12 protein-coding genes and 1 pseudogene are annotated in these 12834 nt (G+C 44.5%); 2 read left to right on the forward strand and 11 right to left on the reverse strand.

Features of this window, described 5'->3' with window-relative positions:
- Positions 1 to 63 precede the first annotated feature (63 nt).
- The 7 genes and pseudogenes from HMPREF9378_RS0110890 to HMPREF9378_RS06760 form a co-directional block, all read right to left on the reverse strand.
- Positions 64 to 1809, reverse strand: a pseudogene (locus HMPREF9378_RS0110890) (ABC transporter ATP-binding protein).
- The gene (locus HMPREF9378_RS06785) at positions 1802 to 3568 is read right to left on the reverse strand and encodes an ABC transporter ATP-binding protein (RefSeq protein WP_002900590.1); all 1767 of its coding nucleotides are present in this window, start codon (positions 3566 to 3568) and stop codon (positions 1802 to 1804) included. The pseudogene HMPREF9378_RS0110890 and the gene HMPREF9378_RS06785 overlap by 8 nt, the downstream one beginning before the upstream one ends.
- An 18-nt stretch (positions 3569 to 3586) precedes the next feature.
- On the reverse strand, positions 3587 to 4198 hold the full coding sequence (locus HMPREF9378_RS06780) for a TetR/AcrR family transcriptional regulator (protein WP_002900591.1): 612 nt from the start codon (positions 4196 to 4198) through the stop codon (positions 3587 to 3589).
- A 173-nt stretch (positions 4199 to 4371) separates the two neighbouring features.
- On the reverse strand, positions 4372 to 4788 hold the full coding sequence (locus HMPREF9378_RS06775; RefSeq protein ID WP_002900593.1) for a GNAT family N-acetyltransferase: 417 nt from the start codon (positions 4786 to 4788) through the stop codon (positions 4372 to 4374).
- Between the two features lie 51 nt (positions 4789 to 4839).
- A complete protein-coding gene (locus HMPREF9378_RS06770; RefSeq protein WP_002900594.1) occupies positions 4840 to 5505 on the reverse strand; it encodes an ABC transporter ATP-binding protein in 666 nt (221 codons plus the stop codon).
- Positions 5506 to 6567 carry an ABC transporter permease gene (locus tag HMPREF9378_RS06765; RefSeq protein ID WP_002900595.1) on the reverse strand — a complete coding sequence of 354 codons (1062 nt, stop codon included), beginning with the start codon at positions 6565 to 6567 and terminating at the stop codon, positions 5506 to 5508. It abuts the gene before it with no gap.
- 67 nt (positions 6568 to 6634) lie between these two features.
- Positions 6635 to 7243, reverse strand: coding sequence for a TetR/AcrR family transcriptional regulator (locus tag HMPREF9378_RS06760; protein ID WP_002902789.1), 609 nt, complete (start codon positions 7241 to 7243; stop codon positions 6635 to 6637).
- 109 nt (positions 7244 to 7352) lie between these two features.
- Between HMPREF9378_RS06760 and HMPREF9378_RS06755 the strand changes: the two genes are divergently transcribed.
- Positions 7353 to 8078: a hypothetical protein gene (locus HMPREF9378_RS06755; protein ID WP_002900597.1), complete on the forward strand. Its 726-nt coding sequence runs from the start codon at positions 7353 to 7355 to the stop codon at positions 8076 to 8078.
- Between the two features lie 70 nt (positions 8079 to 8148).
- Here the strand turns inward: HMPREF9378_RS06755 and HMPREF9378_RS06750 are convergent, their stop codons facing one another.
- Positions 8149 to 9186 carry a zinc-binding dehydrogenase gene (locus tag HMPREF9378_RS06750; protein WP_032911160.1) on the reverse strand — a complete coding sequence of 346 codons (1038 nt, stop codon included), beginning with the start codon at positions 9184 to 9186 and terminating at the stop codon, positions 8149 to 8151.
- Positions 9187 to 9366: 180 nt separating this feature from the next.
- Positions 9367 to 9837, reverse strand: coding sequence for an SP_0198 family lipoprotein (locus HMPREF9378_RS06745; RefSeq protein ID WP_002913674.1), 471 nt, complete (start codon positions 9835 to 9837; stop codon positions 9367 to 9369).
- Positions 9838 to 10053: 216 nt separating this feature from the next.
- Between HMPREF9378_RS06745 and HMPREF9378_RS06740 the strand changes: the two genes are divergently transcribed.
- Positions 10054 to 11199 (forward strand): cobalamin-independent methionine synthase II family protein, encoded by a 1146-nt coding sequence (locus tag HMPREF9378_RS06740; RefSeq protein WP_032911162.1) that lies wholly within the window; start codon positions 10054 to 10056, stop codon positions 11197 to 11199.
- A 124-nt stretch (positions 11200 to 11323) separates the two neighbouring features.
- Here the strand turns inward: HMPREF9378_RS06740 and HMPREF9378_RS06735 are convergent, their stop codons facing one another.
- Both HMPREF9378_RS06735 and HMPREF9378_RS06730 read right to left on the reverse strand, forming a co-directional pair.
- Positions 11324 to 12151, reverse strand: coding sequence for an alpha/beta fold hydrolase (locus HMPREF9378_RS06735; RefSeq protein ID WP_002913677.1), 828 nt, complete (start codon positions 12149 to 12151; stop codon positions 11324 to 11326).
- A gap of 150 nt (positions 12152 to 12301) precedes the next feature.
- Entirely contained in the window at positions 12302 to 12694 is a 393-nt protein-coding gene (locus HMPREF9378_RS06730; RefSeq protein ID WP_002913678.1) for a YbgA family protein, read from the reverse strand.
- Positions 12695 to 12834 lie beyond the last annotated feature (140 nt).

The following is a 12834-nucleotide window of genomic DNA, read 5'->3' on the forward strand; positions in this document are numbered from 1 at the left end:
ATTATTATACCATCCTTTCTCGAAATTAAAAACAGCAAGCCGTTGGCCTGCTGTTTCAGATTATCACTCCTCCATATCAATCCGCCAGCTGGCGGCTGTTTTTCTTTCTTGGATAAATTTACTGTAGATACCTTGTTTGGCCAGTAAGTCTTGGTGTTTACCTTGCTCGACAATGCGGCCTTGATCCAGCACCAAAATCTGGTCTGCATGCTCAACCGTCTTGAGTCGGTGGGCAATCATGATAATGGTCTTATCGCGAGTCAGAGCCTGAATAGCCTGCATGAGGGCTTCTTCGTTTTCTGGGTCAACATTGGCTGTCGCTTCATCCAGAATGATAATAGGCGCATCCTTGATAATTGCCCGAGCAATGGAAATGCGCTGGCGCTCACCTCCAGAAAGACTGGCACCTCCTTCACCAATCTTAGTGTCATAGCCATCAGGCAGCGAGAGTATAAAGTCATGACAGGCGGCTTTCTTAGCAGCCTCTATTACTTCTTCTTGACTGGCCTCCGGCTTGCCAAAACGAATGTTATTGGCAATGGTATCCTCAAAGAGATAGACGCTTTGGAAGACAAAGCTGAAATTACGAATCAGGCTGTCATAGCTGTAATCCCTGACATCATGCCCGTCCAAACTGATACTTCCCTGATCCACATCCCAGAAGCGGGCGATGAGGTTACAGAGCGTTGTCTTGCCTGATCCAGAAGGTCCGACCAGAGCAGTTGTTGTTTTTTCGGGAATGGTGAGGGAAACCTGGTCAATGATTTTCTTATTTCCATAAGAGAAGCTAACATCTCTCAGCTCAATCCTGCTGCTCTTAGGCTCAATATCCTGACCGCTGATGTCCATCGGCTGGATAGCCAAAACTTGATTGACCATATCAACCGACAAATCAACAATGCGCAGGAGAGAAGAGAAAGAGCCAACGCCGTCTAGATTTTCATAAATCATAAAACCACTGACAATCATCATAATGGTTACCAACAGCTCCATACTGCCATTGAGATAAAAGTAGATAGAGAAAAGCCCCATAAAGAGACCGGTCAGCTTGGTCACCATACCCTGGAGGGCGATGTAAGGTGAGGTCACGAGTGTCATTTTGGTATCTAGCTGACTCTTGCCTTCAATAGCCTTGGACAGCTTCTTGGCAGAACGGTTGACCAGATTGTAGTTCTTAACTTCAGCAATCCCTTGGCTATACTCCAAAACAACGGCTACTAGGTCCGTATCCGCCTGATACTTGTCATCAGAAACCTTGCCAACTTGCCAACGCATAAGGGTATTTGGCAGGAGAAAGAGGACAAGACCCACCAAGAGAACCAGACCAACCCGCCAGTCATAGAGAAAGACCAAAATAGTGATGAGACCAGTCGTCAGAAAGCCCTACACAGTCATCATAACCACTCGCGTAGCTACATCAGACAACCCTTCCAGCGTATTAGTCGTAACACTGGTAATCTTGCCCAAGCTATTTTGATTAAAGTAACCCATGGGCAGATAGCGCATGTGCTCAGCAATTTCAATCCGCTTCTAAGCACAGGTATGATAGCCCGCTTCCGTCTGAAGCATGGTGATTTTCAGGGTAATCCAGACGTTTAGCACTGTGGATACCAGCATGATGCCCAGAGCCAGCCAGAAAGTCTGCATAGAGAGATTCTTCTCAATCAGTCCCATAACGACTAGGCCGATTGCTGGAATACGCAGAGCGATGATAAAAGACTTGATGATGCCCAGATAAATAGATTGATAAAATTTCCTACGATCCTCTGCCGTACAGAAATCAAAGAATTTCTTCAGTATATTAAGCATGAGTCAGCCCTCCTTCCATCTCACCACTATCCCTAGTAGCTATATGGGCCTGCCACATGGAAGCATAAAGCGGACTGCCTGCCAGCAACTCTTCATGCCGACCTCTAGCTTCAATCCGACCATCATTGACCAGGACTATCTGGTCTGCACTCATAATAGTAGACAGCCTGTGGGCAATGACAATCAAGGTCCGTCCCTCAATCAGACGAGCTAGACTGGACTGAATCCGTGCTTCATTTTCCGGATCTGTATAAGCAGTCGCTTCATCCAAAATAAGAATCGGCGCATCCTTGAGCATGGCACGGACGATAGCAATCCGCTGACGCTCCCCACCAGATAGATGCCCGCCGCCAGATCCGACCTGCGTCTCAAAGCCGTTTTCTAAGTTCATGATAAAGTCATAACAGCCGCAGCGACGGGCAATTTCGATGACCTCTTCATCAGAAGCTGCTGGATTTCCCATCCGGATATTTTCCATAATAGTCTCATCAAAGAGATAGTTATCCTGTGTCACATAAGCAATCTGCCGACTGTAATAGTCTAGCGGAAGCTGGCGAATGTCCAAGCCACCATAGGTAATCTGACCAGAAGTGACGTCCCAGAAAGAAGCTAAAAGCTTGGCAATTGTAGACTTGCCTGAGCCTGATGGACCGACTAAAGCATTGATGCTGCCAGCCTTAATATCTAGCGAAATGTCGTGCAGTACTTCCTCTTCATCTGTATAGCCAAAGCTGACATCCGTCATGACCAGATCCCTTCCTTTTGGAAGTTCTCTCAGCTCCTGAGGCCTTTTCAAATCAGGCTTTTCCAAAATATCAATGACTTGACCAAAAATAGTCCCGATTTTCCGTAAATCGTCCATGTAGCTAGCTACTAAAATCAGAGGAGTCAGAAGACTGAGCGACAGAATAATCATTAGAATGAAATTGCCGGCAGTCAAGCTACCTTGCAGATAGAAATAACAGCCAGCCGGTAGTAGAAAGAGCAAGCCTGATGGCAGAAAAGCAGTCACAATCCCCATCTCCAGATTGAACTTGCGCATCCACTCAATAAAGCAGTCTGCTCCTTCTCTAGCAGCTGTCACAAACTTATCATAAGAAAATTTTTCCTTGCCAAAGACCTTGATAACCTCAATCCCATTGATGTATTCCACCGCTGTATCATTGAGCTTTTTGGTCTTGACCAGAGTATTTTGATAGTCCGCTTCGCTATTGGCAGCCATCCGAACATAGGCCAGCACCACAATAGGAATAGTCAGGAGAGACAGCAAGGTCAGCCGCCAATCAATGATCAGCATGGCAATGAGGACAATAATCGGACCAAAAATTCCAGCAGTAAACTCTGGAATCAGGTGAGCCAAGGTCGTTTCGGTCGCATCCACCCGCTCAACGATAATGTTCTTATAACTTCCTGATGACTGACTGAGTACTGTACCTAGAGGCAGCCTCGCTAGCTTGTCTGTCAGGCGATGCCGCATTTCCGCTAGAATCTTAAAAGTAGCCGTATGCGACAGCATGGTGGAAATACCATGGAATCCCCAGTAGCCAATCCAGGCCAGACCTGCCCACGCTGACTGCTGCAGGTAGAAATCCCAGTTTTTATTGCCAGCCAAGAGCTGATTAATCATTCCACCAATAAAGAAATAAGGCAGAAATCCTGAAAGCACAGAGGCAAAGGCAAAGATCAGACTGAGCACAAAATATATTTTATGAAGGGAAACAAAGTCCCAGATCCAAGCAAGGACAGATTTTTTCTTCATAGAATTTCCTTCTTTCTATCAAAAACCTAGCAAACCTCCCCAGTCAAACAAGTTCATGATGGAATGGCAAAATTCCAGCGCCTGCTCTTGGGGCCAGTCTTGAGCCAAGGGCTCAAATACAGCAGTGTAATAAGCTGTCATGCACGATCGCAGAAACTCGTGTTTGACCAAATGATTGATCTTCCCCTCTTTGTAAGCCAGCTCCAAATAGCGATAAGTCTCGTCTGCAGCCAAATGAGGCAGACGCATCCTAAAGTCCGCTTGCGAAGATCCCTGAGATTTAAAGAGCAAGAGCTGCATAATATCCTTATGTTCATAGAGAATCCGCATCAGGGACTGGAGATCCTCCAAGCGATGGGCCCACATATCAGACAGGTGTCCCACTTCTAGGAAAGCATAGTCACGTCGCTTCTGCTCTTGTCCATACTGGTCTAAGGCTATCAGAGTAGGCTCAAGCAGGGCAGCAAAGAGACTGTCCTTACCCTCATAGCGCTTATAAAGAGCCCCAGTCGTCAAGCCAGCCGCGCGACAAATTCTCCGCAGTGAAGCATCCTGATAGCCATAAGCCAAGAACTCACTCCTCGCGCTTTCCAAGATTTTTTCATTTAACTCATCTGTTTCTTTTTTCATGATTTTAATTCGATAACACTGTTATCGCCCTTCTTCTTTTATTATAAATTCTGACAATTTAACTGTCAAGGAAAAACAAAAGAGACCGAGAAATATTTTCATCGGTCTAGTTCTATTCCTTTTTTTATTGTAGACATGACAAAAGGAGCTTGCGAACAAGCTCCTCCAGAATTTTAATTTTTATTGGGTGCATAAATCATGCCAGTACAGTCGAAATCTTCCTGTCGGCGAAAGCCGAGCTCTCGATAAAAAGCTAGATTTTTATCTGACTGCTCCGTTGCCAACTGGATTTGGTAAACATCCTTAAAACTTTCCAACGTCTGCTGAAGAAGGCTCCGACCAATCCCCTGACGCTGGTAGAGTGGATACACCAGCAAATCCTGAATAAAGACAATGGTAAGCCCATCTCCGACCACTCGGATCAAACCAACCAACTTGTCTTCGTCATAGGCCGCCATCACAAACAAGGACTGATGGAAGGCCTGCTCTAACTGCTGAGGACGATTAGTGTAATTGCTCCAACCAACCGAAGCGTAGAGGTCTAGCACTGCCGCAAAATCTAGCTGAGGATTTATTTTATAATGAATCATGGCTATCTCCTTGTTTTTTCTCTGTTTGATTGCATAAACCATTCTAACGCTTTATCGAACTTGAGTCAGCACTCCGTCTTGCATCTCATAAACCTTATCAACCTCGTCCAGCAAGCGGGTATCATGGGTAATCATGACCACGCTCTTATGGAATTTCTGGGTCACCTCTTTGAGTAGATGGACCACGCGCTTAGCCCGCTCTGTATCCAGACTAGCTGTCGGCTCATCAGCCAAGATAATATCAGGGCTATTGTAAAGTGCTCGGGCGATAGCAGCTCGCTGCCGTTCTCCGCCGGACAACTCTTTCGGATACTGCTTGAGTGTTCCTTTAAGATCCAGCAGCTCAATCAGACTGTCTAGATCTGTTCTTTCCTTTTTAGATAAGCGGTCAATAAGCTGGAACTGGTCTTCGATTTTCAAAAAAGGTATGAGATTGGAAGACTGCAAAATAAAGCCAAAATCATTGAAACGCAGAGCAGCCCGTTCCTTTTCCTTGAGCTGGGAAGTATCTTTCCCATGCAAGAAAATCTGTCCTTTTGAGGGAGTTTGCAAATGGCCCAGCAAGGTCAGAAAGGTTGTTTTACCCGAGCCCGATGGCCCAATAATAGCTACAAACTGCCCTGCTTCCAGTTGGAAATCAGTTGGTTTCAGGGCTTGAACCAGCGTATGCCCCTGGCCGTACTCTTTTGTAACACCTTTTAGTTCTATGATTGACATTTACTCACCTCCGATTGCTGTGATAGGGTCAATTTTCAGAACCCGATGAATGGACAAGAGTCCGCCAGCCAGTGACATGAAAACAATCAGAACAATCAATCCTGCATAAGCTCTCCAGTCACTATAAAAAGGCATAGAAGCCGGCAAGACTAGCTGGGTTCCCAAGAGAGCCAAGACAGCTAAGCTGATTCCCAGAGTGGACAGGATGAAAATCTGCCAAAAAATAGAAGCAATAATCTTCCCACTGGCAATCCCTTGGGCGCGCATAATGCCGTAAAGATGCGTCTTTTGGATGGTAATGATGTACATGAAAATTCCCAATACCAAAAATGTAATCAGAACCATGGCACCAATCATAAAGGAAAAAGTCAGTACCTGAGGCTGATAACCAGGGATATTTTCTATAAAATCGCTCATAGAGAGCTGACTAAGTCCAGCTTCTTCAATCTTCTGACCATCCTTGACCACAAGTGCACTGATATTCTTAACCTGACTAGAGCCGTACTTTAATTCCCTGAAATCATCTAGATCCATAAAAATTACAGGTTGCGTAAAGAAGCTATTATCCTCTGTGAAACCAACAACCTGATAGAGGCGCTCACTTCCATTAAGCTGAAGCTGGTCGCCTAGTTTCACACCTTTTTGCTGCAGACGCTTATCCGCAATGACTTCATAAGCAGTCTCAGCAGGACGTCCCTCAATAATGTCAGGCGCTAGAAAACTATCCCAAGAGAGACCAAAAACCTGAGCATTGAGTTTATCAGTCCCATCTTCATAATTGGCCACTGCTGACGTCTGACCTAAAGCCGCAATTGAGTCCCCTTGAAGCAGACGGCTGTATTCCTCTTCCTTGAGAGTCGAAGCTATTAGATTCTTATTGGCGTACTCCGACAATACGATTGACTCAGCCTGCCATTGGTCCAAAGCCAAGCGATTGAGCCTAGCCAAACCAACGGAAAGACTGGATAAAAAGAAAACCATATAGGTAATGAGAAAGACCACAGCAACCACCAAACGATAGCGTCCGCGGCTGTAGACAATCTCTTTAAAAGCTAAAAACAAAGCTGTCCTCCTTTGAGATATTCGAGACTATTATACCATAAAGAAACAAACTGGAAAAACTATCCTGTCAATCCCCCTCCATATGCTCTCTGACAAAACCTGCTAAACCAACAGCGGTCACCCTAGCATGAAAATCACTCATTTGCTGAACCTGATAGCGAGGATGAGCCAGCCAGTAAGTCAGAGTTCCCATAAAGGACGCGGCTTGATGATTCAGGAGCAAGTCCACCTCAACCTCCTCTAAATGTGGATCAGCCAAGGAAATACTCTGCCAGAAAATCTCCCTCACAGCTTCCTGCAACCTCCTCGAACTAGTTGGACTGCCATTTGGTCCCAAAAGAATGGCTAAGTCTTCCAAGTAAGGCTCAAAAAAATGAAAAAGATTTTGTTTCTCATGGATAAAGTCTTCTACTTTAAAATCCTTTTCTAACTTGAACAAGCAGGCAGATTCTAGAGCCTCTTGATAATAGGCCTGCAAATCATCTAGCAAGCGGTCTTCTATCTTCTCCAGCAAATCATATTTATCCAGATAATGCCGGTAAAAAGTACTGCGATTCACCTCCGCCAAATCAATCAATTGGCGAATACTGATCGTCTCAAAAGTATGCTCTTTCATCAGCTGCAACAAGCTAGTCTCTATCTGCTTTTCTGTCTTTCTTCGTTTTTTCTCATACATGCCATTCACCTCAAAATGCAACAGTCTATCTAAAATTGATGCTTGTCTACCATCCAGCTCCCACTATATAATAAATATAAGCAGAAGGCAAGAACAGGAGGATTAAAAGATGAAGATTATGATCAATCAAAAGGAAGTCAGTCAAGAAAGAATTGAGCAATGGCGGAAGCAGAGAATCTACAAAGCAGCTAAGATACTTAATCTACAGCTGCCCAATACTGACAACACGGAGATTTTAGACCAAGCCCTACTGGAAGCAAAAATGAAGCTGACATACGAAGTGCTAATCCAGCAAATCGGAACCAAACTCAAATGGAGCCAATATTTGATGAAATGGGCAGCCAAATGGTCCAAGAAACCACGAAAACGAGCTGTTGTAACGATTTTTGCAAGTGGACTGACTGCTGCTTCTTTCAGTAAAAGGCTAGAAAAATTGATGTTAGAAAAGACAAATGTTCATAAACGAGTCAATCTTGGTGCCTGTCCAGACCATTATGCCTTGCAGCCGCACGGCGATAAACTAGAAGTCATTGAGACCGCAGGAAACAGCCCGCTGCCGACACAGTTTTTTCTTAACCTTGGTGGTGAAGCTGAGATAGAGGAGCCTCGTGATGCGTCTTATCCCTTCCAAACTGTCGGTGCCGCCAGTCTAGCGAATGGTTGCAATATCGGTGGTATTCGCCATCAGTTTCGCGACACAGAAAAAGGCCTAGAAGCCCGATTCTGTGTTGAATTCCCCAGCCTTTGTCCAGACAGCCTTATCAAAGAACACCAGCTCCACCTGGCCGCCGAATGGTCAAGGTGGATAGCTTGGTGCAAAGAGCATAAAGAATGAATTTCCTTCCAAACAAAAACTGCCTACTGCCATCTTAAAGAGACCGCAGCAAGGCTGTTTTCTTCTTTACCTAATCAAAGACAATCATGGACTTAATGGTCTTGCGTTCATCCATATCTTTATAAGCTTGATCGATATCTTCCAGTTTGTAGCTTGAAGTAAAGACCTTGCCCGGATTAATATCGCCGTCAAGAACTGCCTTGAGCAAGATTTGCTTGTCGTAAGTCGTGACAGAGGCTGCTCCGCCTGCCACTGTAATATTTTGAGCAAAGGTAGAACCAAGTGCTCGGTTATTATAGTGTGGCACACCGACAAAGCCTAAGCGGCCGCCGTTGTGAAGAACTCCCAGAGCTTGATCAACAGCTGCTTCTGTTCCAACACATTCCAGAGCTGCATCTGCACCGCCACCAAGGATTTCACGGACCTTGGCAATTCCTTCTTCACCACGTTCTGCAACAACGGCTGTTGCACCGGATTCAAAGGCCATTTTTTGGCGATCTTCGTGTCGGCTCATAAGAACGATTTGGGAAGCACCACGCATTTTAGCTGCGATAACAGCGCATTGTCCAACAGCTCCGTCACCAATCACGACTACCTTATCACCAGGCTTGACGTCTGCCACACGCGCGGCATGGTAACCCGTCGGCATGACATCTGCCAGTGTCAAGAGGGATTTGAGCATACCTTCTGTATAATTAGAAGGCTGACCCGGAATTTTGATAAGAGCCCAGTTAGCAAATTCGAAGCGCATATATTCTGCCTGCACCCCATTTGACCAGTTATTCCCAATATGAGAATCACAAGTGCCATCAAATCCTGCTCGGCAGGCATCACATTGCCCGCATCCATGAGTAAATGGTGCAATAACGAAGTCACCAGGTTTAACAGTCGTTACTGCACCGCCAATTTCTTCGACAATTCCAATTGCTTCATGCCCGCTATTTTGATGGCCTGCTTCAATATCTGGACTGCGGTAGCGCCATAGGTCAGAGCCACAGACACAGGTCCGAACAATCCGAATAATGGCATCATCTGCCTCAATGATTTGCGGACGGTCAATGTCAGCGAGCCCAACTTGACCCGCTTTTGTATAAACTGCCAATTTCATCGTTTTTTCTCCTCTGATATCTTTATAGTAACTATTATACAACTTAGGGCACCCCATAAGTCAAATTTTTGGTATCATTTACGATAAAATTCTCATAAAAAAGGAAACTCCTTTCTCAGAGTTTCCTAGTTAGATTTCCTCACTGCTCTTCCTGTTGTCCTGAGCAGAATGAGAAGCGCTTTACTGCTTGTTAAAGGTCAGAGTGTCTGGATCATCATCCAATTCGTCCACAATCAGCTGATTGCCATTTTGGCGGTAACTTTTGACATCATCACCAACTATCAGTCTTTGATTAGCACTATCTACTTGTACCTGCTTGATTTCCTTACTGCCATCGACCTCGGTCTCAGTCCAAGTACCAGTCGTACCATTGATTTCTAGGACATGCTGGTCACCATCATGGTCGGTTGCTTGGTAGCGCCCATCTAGATTTGTAGCCTGCCCTGTATTTGATGATGACGAAGGCTGATTAGAGGAAGATGCAGCTGATGACTGCGAAGTCTGATTTTGCGCAGATTGTGATGTCTGGCCTTGCGTATTCTGTGATGAACTAGTATTCCCTCCTTGGTTGGTATTGCCTGAGCAAGCAGCCAATAGGACTGCCACTGTCAGAGATAGAATTCCGATAAAGGCTTTTTTTGTAGTAGTCATATCGCTTTCTCCTTTTTCTACATTTGTAGTTTATACTTATATTCTACACTTGTCTGTTTCATTTGTCAAGAAAAAGCAGTTTTTATTATAAGGAAAATACACATTAAGCGCTAGCAATAGTTTTCGACTATACCCTACCAGCAGAATTAACTATTTTATTTGCCGAGGGATTTTCGATACAATAGACCATAATCCCTAATGAAAGTGAGAAATCTTATGACGAAATCAAAATTTCAACTGGTTGGATCTCTTCTGCGCCCAGAAAATCTCCGCCAGTATAAGACAGAAATTGAGCACCGCGATGATATTCAATACCCCTTCTATGACAGCTTCCCAGGCTACCATGAGACGGAGACAGCTGACATCAAGGAGATTTTCGCTGAGCAAAAGGCTAAGGGAATTGACATCCTAACGGATGGAGAATACTCCAAGTCCATGTGGCATCTGGACTTTGTCTGGGGACTTAAGGGAATCGAGCGCTACATTGCTGACCACGGCTATACCTTCAAGGACCACGACGGCGGGCAATACGAGACCCGCAAGGATATTGGTATCCGTATCACAGCACCACTATCTGGTAAAAATCACCACTTTATCGAGATTTATAAGCTAGTCAAGGAAGAGGCTGCTGGTGAAGATACTAAGCTGACTGTCTGGGGGCCTGCCCACGCTTATACTGAGTTAGCTGTCTTTGACCGCTTGGCTGGACCAGGACAAGTTTATGAGACCAATGAAGATTTGAAAAAAGGCTTGATTCAAGCCTATAAGGAATTTTTGGACGACTATAAAGCTGCTGGCGGACAGATTATCCAGTTTGACGACTGTCTCTGGGAACTCTTTGACGAATCCAATCCTGCTAGCTTCTTTGCGGAGGGCAATGCTAGTCTGGCTGACCTGGCAGACGAGTTTGTCGCTATTAATAACGAAGTCGTAGACTACGCTCATGAGCTTGGACTGACTGTCTGGACCCACAACTGCCGTGGTAACTACGAAAGCCGCTCTGCTGCTGAAGGTACCTACGAAGCTATCGCGGAAAAATTCCTGCGCGACCAACACTATGATCGCTACTTCCTAGAGTGGGATAGCGATGTAGCTGGTGATGTATCAGCCCTAGCAGCTTTGAAGGACAAGAATGCGGAAGTCGTTTTAGGACTGCTTTCCAGTAAGACGACAGGCTTGGATGACGAAAAACGTGTCCTAGACCTCCTCGAGAAAGCAGCAACCGTTTTACCAAAAGAGCGACTCCTGCTCTCCCACCAATGTGGCTTCGCCTCTTGTGACTCTGGAAACGAACTCACCATTGAGCAGCAGTGGGCCAAAATAAAACAAGGCCAAGAAATCGCCCAGAAATTCTGGGGATAATAAGCAAAAAAAGCGGTGTGACCGCTTTTTTCTATGCTCTTAAAATCAATTTGGGGCTGAATTAGATTTCTTTGATGAACTCCAGTTTCATCTACATCTGTTCAACATATTAAATCTTGGAGTATCAGGAAAGTTCAATTCGCTTGAGCCAATTTTCAACCAAGGCCGTAAAGAGAGCCTCTTGATCTATCTGTGCATTGTGGCCAGCAAGATCCATTACAGCATGAGTTGCCCTTGGATAATAGTGAGACAGCTGGGCTAACTGCTGGAAGCCCACGACTTGGTCCTGCTTTCCTGCTATAAAAAGACTGGGCTTGTCATAGCTCTTTTCCTGTATCTCTTGATCCACTTCAAACGAAAAAGCATAGTTTTCTTGCAGCTTTTGGACAAAGGGAGCATTCATCATCTGAAGCCCTACTAGGATTTCTTTTGCAAACCGTCGATAAGTTTCTTTAGTCTGCAAAATCGCTAAATCAACAAAATCTTCGCTTTTGCCTGCTATATCAAAACCTACCTCTCTAATTAGCAAGCTGTCTTTTGGCAGAATTCTTTCTTGCGGATTGGGTGCAACTACTGGACAAATAAGCAGCAAACCATCAATCTCTGACCTTTTCTTAGCCAAAATTCCTCTAGCAAGATAGCCACCATAAGACTCTCCAGCTAAGAGAAAGCTGTGTCCGCCGATTACAGTCTCTATAAAGTTCAAGAGCATCTCTAAAATCGCATCCGCACTTGCAAAAGCAGGATTGCCATCAGACCTACCCATGCCAGGTAAATCTAAATAAATCCTTTTATAGTCAGCATGTTTCTCAAAAATAGGTTCCAAACATCCTTCCATCAATTCAGATGAACAGCCCAAACCATGAATTGCCAAGACTGGCTTTCCTTGACCAATCACTTTATAATATAATTTATTTCCCTGATAAGTAAAAAACATTATTTCTCCAATCATACCTTAAAGACACGTTTTGCTCGAGGTGGAGCCTTTATCGAAACCAGTCAAAATAATATTGTTTATGAGACTAACAAATTATTCTTATCATCTACACCCCTCAAAGCTACTAGACGAGCAAGCTTATTCTTTCCCCTTGATTTCAGAGCTTCATGCTTCATCCCCAAATAACAAAGTGGATTTTTGCAGATAAGGGTTGGGATACTTGACTAGCAGCTCCTTTACAGCTGTTACCAAGTCTTTTTGCTCAGCCTGTCCGGATTGGTAACGAAGCAAAAGATGCATAAAATCTTCTTTTTCAATCGTACTGGCTTTTTTCTTAAAATATCCCCAGATATGTTGAAAGGCATTGCAGACCTGACCGCGATTTTCAGGCAAGGCTACCGCCTGATCAATCAATCCTTGAACATGTGCTGCTTCCACCGAGTCGCTTTTTAGATATTGGCGGATTTCCAGATAGATCTTACTGGAATGACTGAGAACCAGATACTTATTTCTAGCCCAAAGAGTCTGACATTGGGATATTTGGTTTGAATTTTCCATGATTACTTTTCCTACTGATTTTTAATTTCGAATACTTCTCGTTTCGTCTACATCATTGTTCGCAACTCAGTAATAAGCTTGCCAAGACAGAAAGCTAATCAGCTATGATTTAAATAGGTTCTAGAAGAGTATTAATCAAA

Origin of the sequence: Streptococcus sanguinis SK1 = NCTC 7863 (assembly GCF_000194945.1) — a bacterium.
In the GTDB taxonomy this organism is placed as follows: Bacteria; Bacillota; Bacilli; order Lactobacillales; family Streptococcaceae; genus Streptococcus; species Streptococcus sanguinis.

Coding starts and splice junctions, on each gene's coding strand:
- HMPREF9378_RS06755 (WP_002900597.1), top strand. CDS start 7,353: ATGAAGATTATGATCAATCAAAAGGAAGTCAGTCAAGAAAGAATTGAG.
- HMPREF9378_RS06760 (WP_002902789.1), bottom strand. CDS start 7,243: ATGTATGAGAAAAAACGAAGAAAGACAGAAAAGCAGATAGAGACTAGC.
- HMPREF9378_RS06750 (WP_032911160.1), bottom strand. CDS start 9,186: ATGAAATTGGCAGTTTATACAAAAGCGGGTCAAGTTGGGCTCGCTGAC.
- HMPREF9378_RS06740 (WP_032911162.1), top strand. CDS start 10,054: ATGACGAAATCAAAATTTCAACTGGTTGGATCTCTTCTGCGCCCAGAA.
- HMPREF9378_RS06780 (WP_002900591.1), bottom strand. CDS start 4,198: ATGAAAAAAGAAACAGATGAGTTAAATGAAAAAATCTTGGAAAGCGCG.
- HMPREF9378_RS06745 (WP_002913674.1), bottom strand. CDS start 9,837: ATGACTACTACAAAAAAAGCCTTTATCGGAATTCTATCTCTGACAGTG.
- HMPREF9378_RS06730 (WP_002913678.1), bottom strand. CDS start 12,694: ATGGAAAATTCAAACCAAATATCCCAATGTCAGACTCTTTGGGCTAGA.
- HMPREF9378_RS06775 (WP_002900593.1), bottom strand. CDS start 4,788: ATGATTCATTATAAAATAAATCCTCAGCTAGATTTTGCGGCAGTGCTA.
- HMPREF9378_RS06770 (WP_002900594.1), bottom strand. CDS start 5,505: ATGTCAATCATAGAACTAAAAGGTGTTACAAAAGAGTACGGCCAGGGG.
- HMPREF9378_RS06735 (WP_002913677.1), bottom strand. CDS start 12,151: ATGATTGGAGAAATAATGTTTTTTACTTATCAGGGAAATAAATTATAT.
- HMPREF9378_RS06785 (WP_002900590.1), bottom strand. CDS start 3,568: ATGAAGAAAAAATCTGTCCTTGCTTGGATCTGGGACTTTGTTTCCCTT.